Annotated in this window: 15 protein-coding genes; 6 read left to right on the forward strand and 9 right to left on the reverse strand. The window is 40.0% G+C overall.

All coding sequences use genetic code 11. The annotated features are described in order from the left end of the window. Nucleotides 1-16: 16 nt before the first annotated feature. From A6E04_RS11905 to xni, 3 genes are all read left to right on the forward strand, one after another. The gene (locus tag A6E04_RS11905) at nt 17-1,579 is read left to right on the forward strand and encodes a GGDEF domain-containing protein (protein WP_017022994.1); all 1,563 of its coding nucleotides are present in this window, start codon (nt 17-19) and stop codon (nt 1,577-1,579) included. Nucleotides 1,580-1,707: 128 nt separating this feature from the next. Next, nucleotides 1,708-3,066: a nucleotide 5'-monophosphate nucleosidase PpnN gene (ppnN, locus tag A6E04_RS11910; RefSeq protein WP_065611483.1), complete on the forward strand. Its 1,359-nt coding sequence runs from the start codon at nt 1,708-1,710 to the stop codon at nt 3,064-3,066. 82 nt (nt 3,067-3,148) lie between these two features. Further along, the gene (gene xni / locus A6E04_RS11915) at nt 3,149-3,922 is read left to right on the forward strand and encodes a flap endonuclease Xni (protein ID WP_065611485.1); all 774 of its coding nucleotides are present in this window, start codon (nt 3,149-3,151) and stop codon (nt 3,920-3,922) included. Nucleotides 3,923-4,127: 205 nt separating this feature from the next. Here xni and rlmM read toward each other — a convergent pair whose 3' ends face one another. From rlmM to A6E04_RS11930, 3 genes are read right to left on the reverse strand one after another with little or no spacing between them, the layout of a single operon-like run. Further along, complete coding sequence (gene rlmM, locus A6E04_RS11920; RefSeq protein ID WP_017022991.1) at nt 4,128-5,219, reverse strand: 23S rRNA (cytidine(2498)-2'-O)-methyltransferase RlmM; 1,092 nt, start codon at nt 5,217-5,219, stop codon at nt 4,128-4,130. Further along, nucleotides 5,216-5,602 carry a DUF423 domain-containing protein gene (locus tag A6E04_RS11925; RefSeq protein ID WP_023603728.1) on the reverse strand — a complete coding sequence of 129 codons (387 nt, stop codon included), beginning with the start codon at nt 5,600-5,602 and terminating at the stop codon, nt 5,216-5,218. Before A6E04_RS11925 ends, rlmM begins: the two co-directional genes overlap by 4 nt. After that, a complete protein-coding gene (locus A6E04_RS11930) occupies nt 5,595-6,503 on the reverse strand; it encodes a transcriptional regulator GcvA (protein ID WP_012549496.1) in 909 nt (302 codons plus the stop codon). The genes A6E04_RS11925 and A6E04_RS11930 overlap by 8 nt, the downstream gene beginning before the upstream one ends. 361 nt (nt 6,504-6,864) lie before the next feature. Between A6E04_RS11930 and csdA the strand changes: the two genes are divergently transcribed. Together csdA and csdE are read left to right on the forward strand one after the other, a co-directional pair. Further along, the gene (gene csdA, locus A6E04_RS11935) at nt 6,865-8,082 is read left to right on the forward strand and encodes a cysteine desulfurase CsdA (RefSeq protein ID WP_017022989.1); all 1,218 of its coding nucleotides are present in this window, start codon (nt 6,865-6,867) and stop codon (nt 8,080-8,082) included. A 24-nt stretch (nt 8,083-8,106) separates the two neighbouring features. After that, nucleotides 8,107-8,532: a cysteine desulfurase sulfur acceptor subunit CsdE gene (gene csdE, locus A6E04_RS11940; RefSeq protein WP_065611487.1), complete on the forward strand. Its 426-nt coding sequence runs from the start codon at nt 8,107-8,109 to the stop codon at nt 8,530-8,532. An 84-nt stretch (nt 8,533-8,616) separates the two neighbouring features. On the opposite strand, the gene tcdA is transcribed toward csdE, so the two are convergent. The 3 genes from tcdA to A6E04_RS11955 all read right to left on the reverse strand — a co-directional run bounded on the left by tcdA (nt 8,617) and on the right by A6E04_RS11955 (nt 11,186). Next, nucleotides 8,617-9,426: a tRNA cyclic N6-threonylcarbamoyladenosine(37) synthase TcdA gene (gene tcdA / locus A6E04_RS11945; protein WP_017022987.1), complete on the reverse strand. Its 810-nt coding sequence runs from the start codon at nt 9,424-9,426 to the stop codon at nt 8,617-8,619. Between the two features lie 94 nt (nt 9,427-9,520). Further along, entirely contained in the window at nt 9,521-10,621 is a 1,101-nt protein-coding gene (gene mltA, locus A6E04_RS11950) for a murein transglycosylase A (RefSeq protein WP_065611489.1), read from the reverse strand. A gap of 178 nt (nt 10,622-10,799) precedes the next feature. Further along, nucleotides 10,800-11,186: a DUF2850 domain-containing protein gene (locus A6E04_RS11955; protein WP_083198998.1), complete on the reverse strand. Its 387-nt coding sequence runs from the start codon at nt 11,184-11,186 to the stop codon at nt 10,800-10,802. A gap of 150 nt (nt 11,187-11,336) precedes the next feature. Here A6E04_RS11955 and argA point away from each other — a divergent pair, with 150 nt between their 5' ends. Beyond that, nucleotides 11,337-12,677 (forward strand): amino-acid N-acetyltransferase, encoded by a 1,341-nt coding sequence (gene argA / locus A6E04_RS11960; protein WP_026025539.1) that lies wholly within the window; start codon nt 11,337-11,339, stop codon nt 12,675-12,677. A 61-nt stretch (nt 12,678-12,738) separates the two neighbouring features. Here argA and A6E04_RS11965 read toward each other — a convergent pair whose 3' ends face one another. The 3 genes from A6E04_RS11965 to recB all read right to left on the reverse strand — a co-directional run bounded on the left by A6E04_RS11965 (nt 12,739) and on the right by recB (nt 18,943). Beyond that, a complete protein-coding gene (locus A6E04_RS11965) occupies nt 12,739-13,071 on the reverse strand; it encodes a DMT family transporter (RefSeq protein WP_065592659.1) in 333 nt (110 codons plus the stop codon). A 228-nt stretch (nt 13,072-13,299) separates the two neighbouring features. Next, nucleotides 13,300-15,324, reverse strand: coding sequence for an exodeoxyribonuclease V subunit alpha (gene recD, locus A6E04_RS11970; protein WP_065611491.1), 2,025 nt, complete (start codon nt 15,322-15,324; stop codon nt 13,300-13,302). Next, nucleotides 15,317-18,943: an exodeoxyribonuclease V subunit beta gene (recB, locus tag A6E04_RS11975; protein WP_065611493.1), complete on the reverse strand. Its 3,627-nt coding sequence runs from the start codon at nt 18,941-18,943 to the stop codon at nt 15,317-15,319. The genes recD and recB overlap by 8 nt, the downstream gene beginning before the upstream one ends. Nucleotides 18,944-19,166: the final 223 nt, after the last annotated feature.

Raw genomic sequence — 19,166 nt, forward strand, 5'->3', positions numbered from 1 at the left:
TTTTATGTAAGTTATTATGATTGAAGTATCCATTGTTGCCTCAGAGTTAAGCCAATTAAAGCAACAATTAGATCAAACGCGCTTATCACACCGTGACACCTCGTTGAAATCACGCCGTGAAATATTGTTGCTTAAACGCATTATTTTGCGATTTTGTGCTGCGTGTAAACATCATGATAGCGATCTAGATAAAGAAATTATTGAGCTTGCTCATGATATTGAACATATCGAAAACACCTCAGATTTAACCGTCCGTATTGCGACTTTTGAACGCTTAATTAACCGCTATCAATTAAATGTCCAAAAAGAACATTCAGTAATGGAAGAACATATTTCTTATTGTGGCGAGACATTACAGCGTGTTGTTGGATTGCCGACAGGTTTAAAAAGAGACTTACGTAATCTACTTAGGCACCCATCTCAAGATGGAACTAAACATATCCAACGTATTGTTCGCCTTATTGAGCTGTACGAAAGAGCAATTAAGTTTATTTCAGCGGGTAGCGTATCTTCCGAAATCAATGCCAATGAAATCATTGATGTTGATACTCAAGAGCAATTAAGTAATGAATTGCAACACCTGATCTCAGAGCTTGATTTCAATAACACCTCCGGTGAAGACCTCCTTGATATCAGAAATAAACTGCTCACTGGCGTTGATGCTGTATCCCTAATTGATTTAGCCCTGCAAACGTTACAACTCGTTCTTCAAGGCACAAATAAAGAACGAAAAGCATCCCAAGTCTTTGTTGGTGAGATGAACACTCAAGTGGCTCAAATCATAAAAACGAGTGAGCAAAACCAAGAACAAGGCCAATCTTATTTAGATCAACGTTCATTATTAAATGAAGAATATGGCCTTTTAATCAAACAAGCCGAAAACATTCTAGAAAGTAAAATAAGCGCACAAGAACACAAAACAAAAATGTCGTTACTGCTCAATGAAATGAGCGATCTTGCAGAGCGAAATAAAGCCATGCAGGAGCGAGAAGCCGCACTAATAGAACGTCATGAATACACAACAAAAAAATTAAATAGCGTCTATCAAGAAACTCTAGAATATCGTCGTCAATTAAACGATCAACAACAAAGAGTGTTTAAAGATCCATTAACCAATGTTTATAATCGCGCTGCTATGCATGAACGTTTAGATTTAGAATATAAACGCTGGGTCCGTCATCAACACTCTCTAGTATTAAGCATGATCGATATTGATCAGTTTAAACGTATCAATGAGCAATTTGGACACCTCGCTGGTGATAAAGCACTTAAAATCATCGCAAAAACCATAGAAAAACAAGTCTCAAATACTGATTTTGTCGCTCGATTCAGTGGTGAGGAGTTTTTAATCCTCTTTACAGAAACCACGAAAGAAGAACGAGAAACGGTGCTTAAAGCGATCCAAGCTGCCATCGCAAAATTGCCCTTCAAATTTAAAGGCAATCACGTTCAAGTCACGGTTTCTATTTGCAGCTCTGAATTTACCAACAGTGATATTCCTGAAAAAGTCATCGAACGATCAGTTCAAGCGCTATACAAACAAAAAACCAAAGGCACTCAACAACGCATTTGTGCATAGTTACCTTTTATATTGCCTACGATAAATCCATAACCCTCTCACTTTTTTACTCTTTTTCTAGCTAAAGTCCCCATTGCTGTGTAAGTTTACTATTCGAACAATAATAAAAATAAGCTAGGGAGGCGCATATGATCACTCATATAAGCCCAGCAGGTAGCATGGATTTGCTATCGCAATTAGAAGTCGACCAACTAAAAAAAACCGCATCGAGTGATGTCTATAGAATGTATCGCAATTGCACTTTAGCGGTTCTAAACTCAGGCAGCCACACTGACAGCTCAAAAGAACTCCTCGATAAATATAAGTCATTTGATGTTTCAGTAACACGACGTGATCGTGGTATTAAGCTTGAGTTAAGTAACCCACCAGAACATGCGTTTGTTGATGGCAACATCATTAAAGGGATCCAAGAGCACCTTTTCTCTGTGTTACGCGATATGGTATATGTGAATATGCAAATAGCGGATCACAATCGATTGAATTTAACCAAAGCCACTCATTTAACTAATCTCGTTTTTAGTATATTACGTAACGCAAAAGCGCTTCATACGGGAATTGAACCTAACCTTGTCGTGTGTTGGGGGGGGCATTCAATTAACCCAATCGAATATCAGTACACTCGTGAAGTTGGTCATGAACTTGGCTTACGTGAGCTCAATATCTGTACTGGTTGTGGTCCAGGAGCAATGGAAGGTCCAATGAAGGGCGCCGCGATTGGTCACGCTAAACAGCGTTATTCTCAAAGTCGTTTTGTTGGATTAACTGAACCCTCAATTATCGCCGCTGAGCCACCAAACCCTATCGTCAATGAACTGATTATCATGCCTGATATTGAGAAACGTTTAGAAGCATTTGTTCGTATGGCACATGGAATCGTTATTTTTCCTGGTGGCCCAGGGACTGCTGAAGAATTACTGTATATCTTAGGGATCATGATGAACCCTGCTAATCGTCAGCAACCAATGCCTATCGTTCTTACCGGTCCAAAAGAGAGTGAAGCTTACTTCCTTTCAATTGATACCTTTATTCGTGAAACATTAGGGGAAGAGGCGACTCAATATTACAGTATTGTCGTTGGCGATCCTGAAAAAGCAGCGGTGATCATTAATAACGGGATCAAAAAAGTGAAAGAATATCGTAAAGCAACCGATGATTCTTACAGCTTTAACTGGGCATTAAAAATAGAGCCAGAGTTCCAACTGCCATTCGAACCCAATCATGAAGCGATGGCGTCACTTGATTTGCACCTTAACCAACCAACAGAAAGTCTTGCTGCCAACTTACGCCAAGCTTTCTCTGGTATTGTGACGGGTAATGTCAAAGCGGAAGGCATTGCCGAGATTGAAAAGCACGGTGTATTTAAGTTACACGGCGAACCAGAATTGATGGAAAAAATGGATCGTCTACTTCAAGATTTTGTTGAGCAAGGCCGAATGAAGCTTCCGGGCTCTAAATACGTTCCTTGTTATGAAATCGTCGTTGATTAGGGGTAGAATCTCACCTCATCACTAACGTACAATAAGAGGCCTACTAGGTCTCTTTCTTTTTATACATAGGAATGAATACGTTATGGCAATTCATCTGGTTATTATCGATGCTCTCAATCTCATTCGTCGTGTTCATTCAGCACAACCAAACCAAGATGATATCCAAGCAGTAGTGACAACGACAGGCCGTACAATTAATCGTATTTTAAAAGAAACCAAACCAACTCATATCATTGCCGTCTTTGATCACCACCTTCAAGACAGAGGGTGGCGAGCCGAAGTATTGCCTAAATACAAAGAAGACCGAAAACCAATGCCTGAAGCTCTGCAAAAAGGCATGGATACAATTCAAGAATCTTGGTGGAAACTGGGGATTGACTCTCTTTTATCTGATGGAGATGAAGCTGACGATTTAGTCGCAACACTTGCCAATAAAGTCGCCTCTCGCAACGAACAAGTCACAATAGTCTCTACCGATAAGGGCTATTGCCAGTTACTTTCCCCGACGCTACGAATTCGTGATTATTTCCAACATCGTTGGTTAGATGAACCTTTTATTGAAAAAGAGTTTGGACTAAAGCCTGAACAATTGGCCGATTACTGGGGATTAGCTGGAATTAGCTCAAGTAAAATAACGGGGATCCCAGGGATAGGCCCTAAAGCAGCATTAGAAATTTTGACTCAATTTCCGACAATTGAAGCGGCCAATGAATCCGATGAATTACCAAAGAAATACCGTAATAAATTTGATGAGTATTACAATACCGCGATTCTATGTCGAAAAGTCGCCGGTTTAAGAACCGATATTGAACTTGGATTTAACTTACAAGATATACGATATGAGAAGCCAGAATAGTTGAAATTAAAACAATGAATATAATGTGCTTTCTACAAAAGAAAGATGGCTGTATTTGATGTGGTTATTACGTCGATGACAAACCGTTTTTTTGCGCCAAAGTACATCATATTTAACACTGAATTTAAATAAAAACGCCCGTAGATCAGACGATCTACGGGCGTTTTGCATTTATCTTGCAAGAGCGTTTTATCTCATAGCAAAATTAATGTGGAGAGATATTTGTAATCGCTTGAATATGTACCGTAATTTCTTCACGGTCATGATACAAATGCTTCGCTTGAAGTTTGTATTTAAAGCCATTCTTATTTAAAAATTCTTTTAAGTTTTCAATATCTTGAAGAACTTCGTCGTAACGACCTTTCATTGGTAACTTAAGGTTGAATAGTGCTTCTTTAGCCCAACCTTTAATTAGCCATTCACCCATAAGGTGAGCAACTCGTGCAGGCTTTTCAATCATGTCACACACGATCCACGTTACGTTCTTTCTTTGTGGTTCAAATTTAAAACCATCAACCATGTGGTGTTTAACTTGACCTGTATCCATTAAGCTTTGTGCCATCATGCCATTATCAATCGCATGAACAAACATAGAACGCTTAACCAGTTGGTAAGTCCAACCGCCAGGACAGGCACCTAAATCAACAGCCCACATACCAGAAGCCAAACGAGTATCCCACTCATCTCTTGGAATGAATACGTGAAACGCTTCTTCCAATTTCAATGTAGAACGACTTGGTGAATCTGAAGGGAATTTTAAACGAGGAATACCCATAAAGAATTTTGAATTATTATTCGTATATGAGTAACCAACATAACAATGGCCAGGTTCAATAAAGCACACGTGCATTACTGGGATTCGATCAGTATCTCTTGCTGTTAGCATTTGCTTGCCGCGTAATGCTTGACGAAGTGGCACAGTAAATTTACGACAGAATTTTAATAGCTCTTTCGCTTCATTCGTATCCGGAGTTTCAATGCGAATATCACCACAATGAGGCACGCCTTCAACACTGCTTAATGCATCAAGGATCGGAGAAATACGATCTTCTGTTGGTAGGTCACTTAATTCTGTTGCAACAGCAAACATTTGACGAGCAAAAATAAGCTCATTAAATTTAATCTGTTGAATCAGTTTATCTGCATCGCCTTCCTGATAGCATTCAAATAATACATAGCCAGTGTTACTTTTTAGGCGAGGAAAACCAAACACTTCAAGTTGAGTGGCTTTATCTTGGATCTCACCTGCGCACTCTTTTTCAAAACCAGAGCGACAATAGAACATTACTTGTTTCACTTTGAAACCTCAGTCAAACGATAAGTTGAAACAGCCAGCGTCAGCCAACCGCTAATAAAACAGAGCCCACCTAATGGAGTTATTGGCCCAAACCACTTAATTCCTGTGAACACTAATGCATATAAGCTACCACTGAAGAAAATTATGCCAATGGTAAATAGCAAGGCGGCGTATGATACCCCTTTTGACATGGAATTTCTCAACAAAATTCCACAACCAAATAAAGCCAGAGTATGCCACATTTGGTACTGTACCGCAGTCTGATATACATCAAGGAGATACGGTGATAATACGTCTTTTAAACCATGAGCTCCAAAAGCGCCTAACCCCACGGTTAATGCCCCACTTAAGCCTGCAATAAGAAAACATAGACGACTATTCATCATCCACCACATCTTGCTCACTGCGTGCTTTGCTTAGCACCCACTCTCTAAAGGTGGCAATACGACCCGTATCGGCCTGCTTTTCATTACACACCAGATAAAATGCATTTTTACTAATAAGTAATTCTTCAAATGGAGCAACAAGTCGACCTGCATCTAATTCTGGTTGAGCTAATACATTATTACCTAATGCGATGCCTTGTCCGTGTGCGGCAGCTTGCAATACCATGGTAGAGTGACTAAAAATGGGGCCTTGGTTTACATTCATACCTTGTAATTCAAACTGTTTAACAAACAACTTCCAATCTTTACGTGAGGTATCATGCAATAACGTATGGAATCGAAGATCATCAATCGTCGCTAATGGCTTTTCGTTCAATAACACTTGAGGTGAACACAGCGGTAATAATTGCTCTTGATACAATAGTTCAACTCTTAGCCCCGGCCAATTACCTCGACCATAATAAATAGCAACATCAACATCTTCTGTTAATGAACCTTCATCCATATCAACGGCTTTAATTCGCACATCAATATCTGGTTCTTTCTGATTAAAATCAGACAAACGAGGAACTAACCATTGAATTGCGAAGCTTGGCGGTAAACTAATGGTTAACGCGCCTTTCGCACTTCTTTCCAATACTTTATCTGTTGCTTCAGATAGAGATGAAAAAATCTCTTTGATATCTAAAAAGTAACCTTGCCCTTCCTCTGTTAGAAGTAAAGAACGATTACGACGACGAAAAAGCTTAAGCCCTAGAAATTCTTCTAACGCTTTGATTTGATGGCTAACCGCAGCCTGCGTAACAAATAATTCTTCTGCTGCACGGGTGAAACTTAGGTGTCGAGCTGCCGCTTCAAACACACGCAGAGAATTTAACGGTGGTAATCTTCGAGACATAAGAACTCACATTCTGAATCATTAGTTTTTTTAATGCTAACTATTATAAATTGTCCATTGTCGAACTACCAGATAAAACCTACTATTGCTTTGCAGTTTAGAGGAACGACCTATATTCCTCCCTGAGTATTTTTTCAATCTCTAAGCTGCAATGTTGTGTTTGCATATATTGGCTTGACTCTTCAAGCCCGGAATTACTGTCATTATGATTAGTAATCCATACTTACTGTCTTTTTAGCCTTTGGTTAAAAAAAATTGTTAGCACCGTTTAATACGGTGCTTTTTTTTGTCTGTAATTTTGACTTACGGCCAAGAAATCCGCATCATTCCCCCAGTTTGCTAACCACTAAAGAAAATCACTATGACCGCATTTACTGTTGACGCTGTTCGTTCTCAATTTCCCGCTCTATCACAAGAAATTAACGGGCAACCTATCGCTTATTTTGACAGCGCTGCCACCACTCAAAAACCACAAGTGGTATTAAATGCGATTCAAGATTATTACCAAAATGATAATGCTAACGTGCATCGTGGTAGCCACAGTCTAACCGCCTCCGCAACCTTAAAATTTGAACAAGCAAGAGCAACCGTTCAACAGTTTATTAATGCGAAAAACGCTAAAGAAGTAATTTGGACTCGCGGGGCAACAGAGGCCATCAATCTAATCGCGCAAACTTACGCTCGTAGCACATTACAACCAGGTAATGAGATCCTAATTAGTGAATTGGAACACCATGCTAATATTGTGCCTTGGCAAATTGTGGCAGAGCAAACTGGCGCAAAAATTATAAAAATACCAATGAAACAAGATTGCACATTAGATATGTTCGCTTTTGAGTCATTGGTAACCCAGAACACAAAAATCGTCGCTATCGCTCAAGTAACCAATGTAACAGGCACATTAAACCCGATTGATACCATAATAAAAGCAGCGCATAACGTGGGAGCTATTGTCGTTATTGACGGCGCTCAAGGTATTGTTCATCACGATATTGATGTTCAAGCAATGGATGCGGATTTTTACGTTTTCTCTGGGCATAAATTGTTTGCGCCAGCAGGCATTGGTGCTCTCTATGGTAAACAGCATCTATTGGAGTCTATGCCAGTTTGGCATGGTGGCGGTAAAATGGTTGAAAAGGTTTCATTTGAAAAAACCACGTTTGCAGAACTTCCCGGGAAATTTGAAGCGGGTACACCAAACGTTGCTGGTGCGATTGCCTTTGCTACTGCAATCAAGTGGATTAAACAATTCGCCCACGATGATCTAAATACTCATATTAACGAACTTCGTCATATGGCAATTGATGGAATTAAAGACATTGAAGACTTACGTTTTATAGGGCTACAAGATAATGCGAGTTTATTTTCTTTTGTGATTGATGGTGTTCACCACCAAGATATTGCGACTTTATTAGATCAACAAGGCATTGCTGTACGCTCTGGTAACCATTGTGCGCACCCAATGTTAGACGCATTAGGATTAACGGGAACTGTACGCGTTTCATTTGCCTTGTATAATACTAAGCAAGATGTTCAACGTTTTATCGACGCGCTAAATAAAGCCGCTGATATGCTATAAGCCCAAGTTTAAGGTATTTTATTTATGTCTACATTCCCTTCATCACCTTTTGGTTTTGACGTCACTCATACCACGGTATTGGATTTAATGAGTGAAGCGAAAGGCTGGGAAGATCGTTATCGTAACGTGATTCAATTAGGTAAAAAACTGCCTAAAATGCCAGAAGAGCTTCAACAAGAGAACGTGACTATTTCTGGCTGTGAAAGTAAAGTTTGGCTACAACATGAAGTAGTTGATGGGGTTTATTTTTTCTGTGCGGATTCTGATGCAAGAATTGTCCGCGGACTTATCGCGTTAGTAATGGCTGCTGTTAATAATAAAACCGCACAAGAGATTAGCATGTTTGATATGAATGGATACTTTGCTCAATTAGGGTTAATTGAACATTTAAGCCCATCACGCGGTAATGGGCTTAAAGCGATCATTGAAACGATTAATCGCTTAATTTAAAGCAGGAACGAGAACGCTTCGCTTCAAGGGTCTAGATACGAGAAAGAGCCAATAAAGCTCTTACTCGTCCCTTAACTCTAATCTCTATTTACTATGTTTCTCTATCAACTTCTCTACAATTCTCGACACCGCAACAAATCCAAAGGTCGCTGTAACTACCGTAGCGGCACCAAACCCTGTTGCACAATCCATACGTTTAGGCCCTTCCGCTGTTGCTTTAGTTGCACACACAGAACCATCCGCTTGTGGGTACTTCAAATGCTCAGTAGAGTACACACAATCAATACCAAATTTACGTTTTGTATTCTTAGTAAAATTATGATGATGACGTAACGTATCACGCAATTTCTTTGCTAAAGGATCTTGAATTGTTTTGGATAAATCCGTAATCGCAATTTGAGTAGGGTCAGTTTGGCCACCAGCGCCACCGGTTGTAATTACTTTAATCTTGTTGCTCTTACAATAAGCTAATAACGCCGCTTTAGGTTTCATACTATCAATGGCATCAAGTACGTAATCAAATTCTTTAGAAATATATTCTGCTTGGTTTTCAGGGGTAATGAAGTCATCAATCAAATTAATCTTACATTCAGGATTAATTAATTTAATGCGTTCAGCCATTACTTCAATTTTACTTTGGCCGATTGTTCCCGTCATAGCATGGATCTGACGGTTAATATTCGTCACACACACATCATCCATATCAATCAAGGTAATCTCACCAAGACCAGTACGAACTAATGCCTCTACAGCCCACGATCCGACACCACCTATACCTACCACACAGACATGTGCAGCACGCATTATTTCTACTTCACTATTACCATACAAACGGCGAGTGCCACCAAAGCGTTGGTCATAACTTTCAGAAGCAGGCGTGGTTAATTCGCGCATGGGTTTCCCTTACTCAAAAACAAAAAAAGAGCACGATTTATACGCACTCTTTTTTAGAAGATCAAGCTTTAAGAAATCCAGCTCTATTTCAGCCCTATTTCTTTTTTAGCATTTCCCATGGATTTTCAGTTTCAGAATCTTTTAAACCTAATTTCCATACTCGACCAAAATGTTTAAAGTGCCCTGCAGCAATACCCGCTTCTGGCCCCATTCCATAATATTGGTCTAAATGATTTTCTTTTACTGCGCCACCAGTATCTAATGCAAGTAGAACTTTAAGTACATGCTTACCAGTCCATTTACCGTCTTTATCCAATTGTGGAACTTCCGCAAGTATAGGGGTTCCCATAGGCAATAAAGTACGATCTGCTGCAACAGCTGCCCCTGCAATTAAAGGGATACCCGCCGTACCTAATACATGATTGGCGTCCCTTGGTGAAAAGAAAACATACGATGGGTTAGTTTCTAACAATTCACGAACGGTCGCATCATCGTTTCTTTCAACCCATTCTTTAATCGCTTTTAACGACATGTCTTTGCGTTCAACTTCACCGCGTTCAATGAGTACTTTACCAATACTCACATAAGGATGGTTATTCTTCCCACCGTAGGCAAAATACTCTAGCCTGTCATCGTCACCAAAATGAATAAAACCACTGCCTTGCACTTCCATAATAAATGGGTCAATCATATTATCTGAGTAACCAAGCTCTAAACCTAACCCAGATAAAGCGCCTGCATTTATTTCAGCACGTGTTGGACAATTAGAACCACATGCTGGTTTATCATAAACAGGGTATTTAAATTTATCCGTTGGCTTATGACGCATTTCAATCACTGGTGAAAAATAACCAGTAAACATCACGTTCCCTTGTTTATCCCCCCCCCCCATTTGAGCAAATTGAATTCCGTAATTTGATAATTCAGCTGGATTTGAACTTTCATCAATCCACAGTTGAAGTTTCGTATAAAGCTCTTCATAACGTAAAGACATGGATTCAGAACGCTCTACCACTTCTTTGCTTTGATTTTTAAATGCACTAAAATCAGAGGGTTTATCTGAATTAATATCACTGACTTCATTTAAGTTACTGCTAAAACTGCCATCCAAATACTGCTGAGCACGATCAGTCGGTTGATCAGCACAACCGGCTAAAGCAAGAAGAATACAAACAAAAGGAAGTTTACGAAGCACAATAAGACCTTACTTATTAAATAGTGCGGCAAGAATGACAAACAAATAGAAAGAGAGCAATTACCTAGAATGGAATAAATGTAAGAAAAGGAGAATTTTGACAAAAATTGACACAAAATCAGAGGCTAAATTCTAAGTAAGCTCAGGTAGTGACACTTACTTAGAAAGAAAATTATTATTATTGTTTACGAAAACTCGACTTGTAATGCGTTGGTTTTATTCGCAGTAATTCAGCACCATCATTGTCTTCTACAAGATAAACATACTCTGTTTCACCGTGCATATAAGTTAATGTCTTCCCATCGAAATCAAACTTTGTATTAATTAAACGACCGTGAGTATAAACACCACTCGAATTCACCGTAAAACTGTCCTGAACATAAGTAGGAACCCCTAACTCAACCCAATTACCGTACAATTGAGAAACGGGCATTTGAGCAAAAAATCCAACACGAAACATCGCAGCGATCACAGCAGATACTAAACCAACGGCAAAAAAACTCATTAACACTAATAAACGAATTTTTCTCTTCTTTAACTCTTTTTGCTGAGTCTGACTCATCATGGCGCCTACTAAAAACTATTATGTTATTAATCTTATCGGCAATCTGTAGAAATATTAAGAAAAACTTATGTGACCTTGCACTAAACACTTGTATATAGTTAAATACTTAGTCAATATAAATGCATAACTAATTACTCATGGATGAATAGTGTGAAGTTTCGTAGTACTGCTTTAGTTAAAGGCTTTCGCCAATCGGCACCTTATGTGAATGCTCACCGTGATAAAACCGTGGTGATTATGCTTGGAGGTGAAGCCATTGCTGACCAAAACTTTGCAAATATCGTTAATGATATTGCTCTCCTAAACTCTCTTGGGTTACGGATTGTTATTGTTTACGGCACTCGACCTCAAATGCGATCCCAACTCAAAGCAAATGGTCATCATGCGCCTTTTCACAAAGGGATCCGAGTCACCGATGAGCAAACCCTTGAACTCGTAAAGCAAATCGCAGGGCAATTACAACTTGATATTACAGCTCGGCTATCCATGAGTTTAAATAACACGCCAATGGCAGGTGCACAAATTAATGTTATCAGCGGTAACTTCATTATCGCCCAACCGCTTGGCGTTGATGATGGGATTGATTATTGCCACAGTGGTCGTGTTCGCCGTATCGATACCAATGGTATTAGCCGTATGCTTGACCAGCAGTCCATCGTCTTACTTGGCCCTGTAGCCAGTTCCGTCACTGGAGAGTGTTTTAACTTGCTCTCTGAAGACGTAGCGACCCAATTAGCCATTCGATTAAACGCAGATAAATTAATTGGGTTTTGCTCTGAACAAGGTGTTGTTGATAACCAAGGTCATATTTTAGCCGAGCTATTTCCCAATGAAGCAGAAACCATACTTGGGAAATTAGAAACGGATCTTAACCCGAAAGATGGAAATTCTACGGGCACCATGCGCTTTTTAAGGGGGGCCATTTCAGCTTGTAAAGCGGGCGTACCAAGAAGCCACCTTATTAGTTACAAAGAAGATGGGGCATTAATTCAAGAATTATTTTCTTTTGATGGTATTGGTACTCAAGTTGTAATGGCCAGTTCTGAACAAATTCGTGATGCTGAAATTGATGACATTGGCGGTATTATGGATTTAATTCATCCATTAGAAGAAGAAGGTATTTTAGTACGTCGATCTCGAGAACAACTAGAACAAGAAGTCGCTCAATTTACCATCATTGAAAAAGACGGATTAGTGATTGCTTGCGCCGCTCTTTATCCTTTTCCTGAAGATGGCATGGCTGAAATGGGCTGCGTTGCGGTTCACCCTGATTATCGAGACGGAGATCGCGGAGTCACATTACTCAATCGCTTACGCTTTAAAGCCAAGCAATTTAAATTATCACAACTGTTTGTTCTTACCACTCGCAGCCTGCATTGGTTTAGAGAGCAAGGGTTTGTTGAAGTTGATGTCTCGCAATTACCAATGACAAAACAAAAATTGTATAACTACCAACGTAAATCAAAGATCTTAGTGTTAAAAGAACTGTAAACGAAAAAAGCCGCAACGGAATTATCCCTTTGCGGCTTTTTAATAATCGTCTTTGTTCTCTTTAGTGACTAGCAGTATTAGAAAACAAATTAACAACCAGTACTCCAGATAAAATCAGAGCGATTCCGGCTAATGCTGGTAAATCCAGTTTTTGCCCATAAGCAAAATATCCAATACCGGCGACCAAAACAATCCCAGCCCCACTCCATATCGCATAAACAATACCTACAGGCATGCTTTTTACGGTTATTGACAGTAAAAAGAAGGCAATAGCATAACCCACAGCAACAATAACACTCGGGGTTAGCTTGGTGAATTGCTCTGTTTTAGGAATAAAAGAGGTCGCTATCACTTCGGAAATAATAGCAATAATAAGCGCCATTGCTGGTGGCATTGAAACAAGTAATTTAAACATATAACGGAACAGCCATATTAATACCAACTCTATCAATCATCTAATTAATGATATTGGTAGAAAAAAAGATCCGGTATTCCTTCCGAATTTTAGAGACGCAATTATAGGCATTTATTTCACATTTACTAGAGGTGGAGAAGAAAATGATTATTACGTATATGAAATAATACAGCGGCTAATCTTTTCTTTATTAACCACTGTATTTAACTAACTCATTAACGCTGCTAATCCACTGTTTCTCTGAGTTTTAATCATTACACCTCGCGCCACCACTTTCTCTGTTGCGAACAGATCGAGTTTTTTCTTAGCTCGTGTGACACCCGTATAAATCAACTCTCGCGTTAAGATTGGGCTGAACTCAGCAGGTAAAGCTAAAACTGTATGTTCAAACTCAGACCCTTGAGATTTGTGAATCGTCATCGCATACACGGTTTCATGCTCTGGTAATTGGCTTGGTAATACTCCACGAATCGAACCGTCCGGCATATCAAAATAAACACGTAGACGTTGATCAACAGGATCTGGCATCGCAATACCAATATCACCATTATAAAGACCTACGCCATAATCATTTTGAGTCACCATCACCGGGCGACCTGAATACCACACTTCATCACCATGAGGAATCAAATCAGCTTTTCTTAATCCTTTTTCAATGCGTTGATTAAGTCCTACAACCCCAAAGTCGCCTTCGCGCATTGCACACAATAATTGAATATGGCTAAAGGCTTTTAGTGCCACTTCTGGTTTATCGCCCGCATGGATATGGCCCAAATAACTGCGATAGCCATTCACCATCATGGTGATCATTGCGTTATAGCTGTCATTACTTAAATCATGAAAACGAATATCAGAGAACCCTTTGGCCCACACCGCTTCTACTTTAAATTTACTGCCTTCATTAATGGCTTTCGCTAATTGACCAATCCCTGAGCGCGCATCAAAACGGTAACTCTTTTGCAGCATACACAAGCTATCGGCTACCGCGTTATTGTGCGATTGCACAGGCAAAGCATAGCCTGTTAATTGAGATAATTGTTGTGCTTGATTCTGGCTGTAACCCATTTTAGTAAACTGACAGATATCACCTAACACCGCTCCCGCTTCAACCGAGGCTAGCTGATCTTTATCACCCAATAAAATAACACGCGCGTGTTCTGGTACCGCATCGAGTAGTCGGGCCATCATAGGTAAATCGACCATCGAGGCTTCATCCACCACCAATACATCAAGGTGTAACGGGTTCGATTTATTATGACGAAAATCCACTTGGTTTGGAATATAACCAAGCAAGCGATGCAGCGTACTTGCGTCTGTCGGGATCGCTTCTTTTACTTCTGATGCTAAACCAATAGATTGCACCGCTTGACCAATGGATTCAGTCAAACGCGCTGCGGCTTTACCAGTAGGAGCCACTAATTTAATTGCGATGCTTTTATTATCTTGCTGAGCTTGAGTTACTAGGGAAGCCAAAAGCTTGGTAACCGTGGTTGTTTTACCCGTTCCTGGACCACCAGAGATCACAGAAAACCGACGAGTTAACGCTACCGCTGCCGCAACTTTCTGCCAATTCACACAGTGTTTAGTTGGGATTAAGTTATCCAGCGGATCTAATTCTGAAGACTTAGTGGCTGCGAGTAAAACCGCATCAATCGCTTGCCAATCTAACTCACTAGAACTAGATCCCACAACATCGAGCATATCGCACACTAATTGCTGACGAGATACTTGATTATTATTCTCTAATTTTTTAAGCCCACTGAATAAAAAATGGTATTGGCGAGCAAATAGCTCATCCAATGTATTCGATAACTGAGGGTTTACTGCCACGCTTTGCGCCGCTTTAGTGATACGGTTGGCAACACGCTGCTCAAAGGACCAATAGCGTTGTAAATATAAACGAGTTCCATCAAAGGCTAGTGGCGTTGCTTCTGTGCCATTAGATACCGTCGATGCCGCTGATAACTCACGAATCCACTTATTTTTCTCTGGTACTAACGCTAACAATGCATCACGATATTTTGCAGGCAACGTAAACAGATCACCTTGCTCTACTTGCTCGATATCAATACACACATGGCCTTTACCTAACTCATGGCTAGTCATTGCTGCGAGCAACATGATTAAGTTTTTATCGCTGTTCTTTTCCTGTTGGCCTAAAAACTTAGCGAATTGTAGATCCAATGGACGAAGTACACCGTGATCCATTAAGTGTTGTAATTGCTTAAGCATCGACTTCTACTCCATCTACCAATAACTCTAATTCGTCTAATAACACTTCACTTGGTTTTGAATAAAAGACCCCATTTGAATTGCTATCATGCCCCTCATGACTCTCTTCAATACCACGCAAGAAAATATAATACGCTCCACCAAAATGAGTGTCGTAATTATAATCTGCAATGCGGCTTTTCAAGAATCGATGCAACGCTAAAGCATACAGCTGATATTGGAAGTCATAACGATGATCTCGCATTGCTTCAATTAAAGCATCACCGCCGTAGCATTCTGGAGAATCGCCTAAATGGTTAGATTTCCAATCGAGAACGTAATATTTGCCTTCATGCTCAAACACTAAATCGATAAAGCCTTTCAACATTCCACTCACGGTAGAAAAGCCTAACTCACCCGCACGTGCAGAGACTTCATCGTGTTTAGCGATGGTTTTATTGACCAAGCTTGAGTTTAATAGCGTTATCGGCAATAAAAACTCCATTTCAACCAAACGTTGAGTTGGGCCTTTGGTTGCCAATCGTAAATCGTGACCATCCAACGGACAATCGAGCACGCGTTGCATCATGCTTTGAACGACGTCTAACCATTCCACATCGTAGTTTTCTTTTTCTAATAGCTTGATGATTATTTGTGTATTTTCTTCGCTGTGAATTGGTTGAGTAAATTCAACCTCTTCAAACAATGAGTGTAAAAACGTACCCGCTCTCGCACCGCGAGGGAAAGTGAATATCGTTCGTTCTGGCTCTAAATCCAATTCTTTGTCGTCTTTATCTTCAGCGGAATCCACATCCAAATTAATCAATTCTAATGACGAATCGTTATGATGGTTACCTTGTTTCACCAAACCCGAATAACTGGTCATCCACCAATTACTTTTCACAGGCTGACTCAATTTGTTGGCTGTTAATGCTAACGAGTTGTCTTCTGTCTCTTTATAAAGCACATCACTTAAGGTTTGGGGTGACTGGATCACCATAGGCGAATTGCCTGCAACCAACTTATCTAAGCACGCTTTAAGCTCTTCTACATTGCATTCATCCGCTTGTTGGATCAAATACCCTAAACCAGAAAGATGTACACCCGTTGGTGGTTTTTTCGACGTGCCTTTACCGATAGGTGCCATGCCAATATAACAAGCATAAACAGCACGAGTCAGGGCTACATAAATCAAACGTAAGTCTTCGGCTAAACGTTCTTTTTCTGCCTTCTCAACGGAATCATCTTCTTTTAATAAATCCAACACCGAGTAACGATTATCTTCATCATAAAAACTGACTTCGCCTTTTTTATCCACGGCTCGATAGGAACAAACAAACGGTAAAAATACCAAGTCATATTCCAACCCTTTTGATTTATGAATCGTCACGATTTGCACCAAGTTACGCTCAGATTCTAAACGTACCGTTTGCTCTTCAGCATCGCCATTAGGTTCAGAAATCGCATCAGATAACCAACGTAACAATCCATAATCACTGTCGAGGGTTTGGCTTGTTTGTTGTAATAATTCACCAATATGAAGTAAATCGGTTAAGTGACGTTCACCGACATTTTCAGCCAGTAAACGCTCAGAAATACCTTGTTGAGTAATAATTTGATGCAACATAGGCATGATGCCACGTTGTAACCAGTGTTTACGGTAGGCACGGAACTCATTAACGGCTAATTCCCACTGCATTTCGTCAACATTAAATTGATGTAGTTGATCGGCCGTATAAGCAAACAAAGACGAGGCTAATGCAGAACGAACCGCTCGTGCATCCGTTGGCGTCATTGCAGCCTGCAATAAACGCAAAATGTCTTTAGCTAATGGCGAAGAAAACACACTGTCTCGGTTCGACAAATAAACACTGGCAATACCCTGTTTTGATAACGCTTCTCGAACCAATTTCCCTTCTTTACCAGTACGAACCAGTACGGCAATATTCCCAGCTTTAATCGCTTCTTTTTTCTCTCCATTTTGTAGGTGCGCAGACCCTTGTTGAGATCCGGTCAAAATGGTTTGAATTTGCGCCGCCGTCGATTCAGCCATAACTCGTTGGTAATTGCCTTTGTTTATCGGGTTACCATCTTTGCTTTCTTGTAACCAAAACGTCATTGCTGGCTGAGTTTGATTATCTAACGACCACGATTTCTGCTCTGCATTTTTTGGGTTATATTTCACCGGATAAAACGGAATATCATCATCGTATAAAAACGGTTGTTTACCATGCTCAAAAATACGATTTACTGACGACACCATATCGGCAGTTGATCGCCAGTTAGTATCAAGAGTGTAGTGATCCGCCACTTGGCGACGAGCCTGAATATACGTAAATATATCTGCGCCACGGAAAGCATAAATAGCCTGCTTTGGATCGCCAATCATGAACAAACCACACTGTGATTGATCTTGATAGATGGTATTAAAAATAGAATATTGAAGTGGATCGGTATCTTGGAATTCATCAATCAAGGCAATTGGGTATTGCTCGCGGATCTTTTCTAGCAGTAAAGCGTTCTCTTGATTTTCGGTTGCAGCCGACAATTGAGTCAGCAAGTCATCAAACGATAACCAGTTCTTCTGCTCTTTTGCTTGCTGCAAGGTGTCTCGACAGCGATGAATGGCTAAAGATAACAATGGCTGTTTTATTTCTAATGGCTGCGCTAAAAAGTCATCAATTAATTTAAATACTGCGTGTTCTGGTGCTTCGCCTTTTTTGGTTTTATCAATTAATAACGATTGAGAAAACTTTTCTAATTTGTCATGAATTTTCAGCGAAGTCGTTGGGTTACTTGCCCATACTGACACTTGCTCTAACCAATTTGGTAAATTCTTTTTAGTGTAACTACGTTTATCAACACCTGAGCCTGAAATTAAGGCTTCAAAATCGGCACAATGCTCTGACCATTGTTTTTTTAATCCATCAATACGAGCAATGCCCTGCTGACAGAACTCTTCTAGTGAGTTTTCTAATGGCTCAACCGTTAAATGCTTTGGGACACCAGTAAGACTATTGCCCATATCACCTAATAATGCAGAAGGGCTTGGCCAGCAATCATAAACACTTTCAGCCACCATTTTTGGCAGATGATAAAAACTACGACGCCAAAAATCTGCGGCCACTTGGTGCATTAATTTGGCTTGGTCGGTGACAAATTCACTTTCGAACTGGGCTCCAGATTCAAAGGCATTTTGCGTTAGCATACGCTGACAAAAACCATGAATGGTAAAGATTGAGGCTTCATCCATACTGCGTTCAGCATTCAATAATATGTGTGCTGCCGACTTATGATCAGAAATAGCCGCTAATAACGGGTCAATAACGGGATCGCCACTCTCATAATCACTTTTATGCACAGCACGAGCAAACGCTAAACGAGCATCATGGATCTTAGCTCGAATACGTTCTCTTAATTCTGCGGTTGCGGCTTCCGTAAAAGTCACTACCAGTATTTTATCTACGGTTAATTCTTCACTATGGCGACTGTTCTCATCACCATGCCCTAATAGTAAACGTAGGTATAAACTGGCAATGGTAAAGGTTTTACCTGTACCTGCGGAAGCTTCAATTAAACGTGTCCCATGTAAAGGAAACGTCATTGCATTCAATTGATTTGGAGCTGCGATTGTCGTCATCGAACATCACCATTTTTATTTATCATCAACACTCTGTTTTTACAGACTATTTGTGTGACCCATATCGTAGTTCATTAGGAACAACGATAATAAAATTAATAAAGCGACCAATGTGAGATCTTTCTCACGGTTCACTTTTTCTGCTTTGTTACACTCAGCGCCACTTACAAAGAGCCCATTAAATGTGCATTTGTATTAAAGGATTCGGTCAACCTCTGACCTG

This window comes from Aliivibrio logei, from assembly GCF_001691055.1.
Taxonomy (GTDB): domain Bacteria; phylum Pseudomonadota; class Gammaproteobacteria; order Enterobacterales; family Vibrionaceae; genus Aliivibrio; species Aliivibrio salmonicida.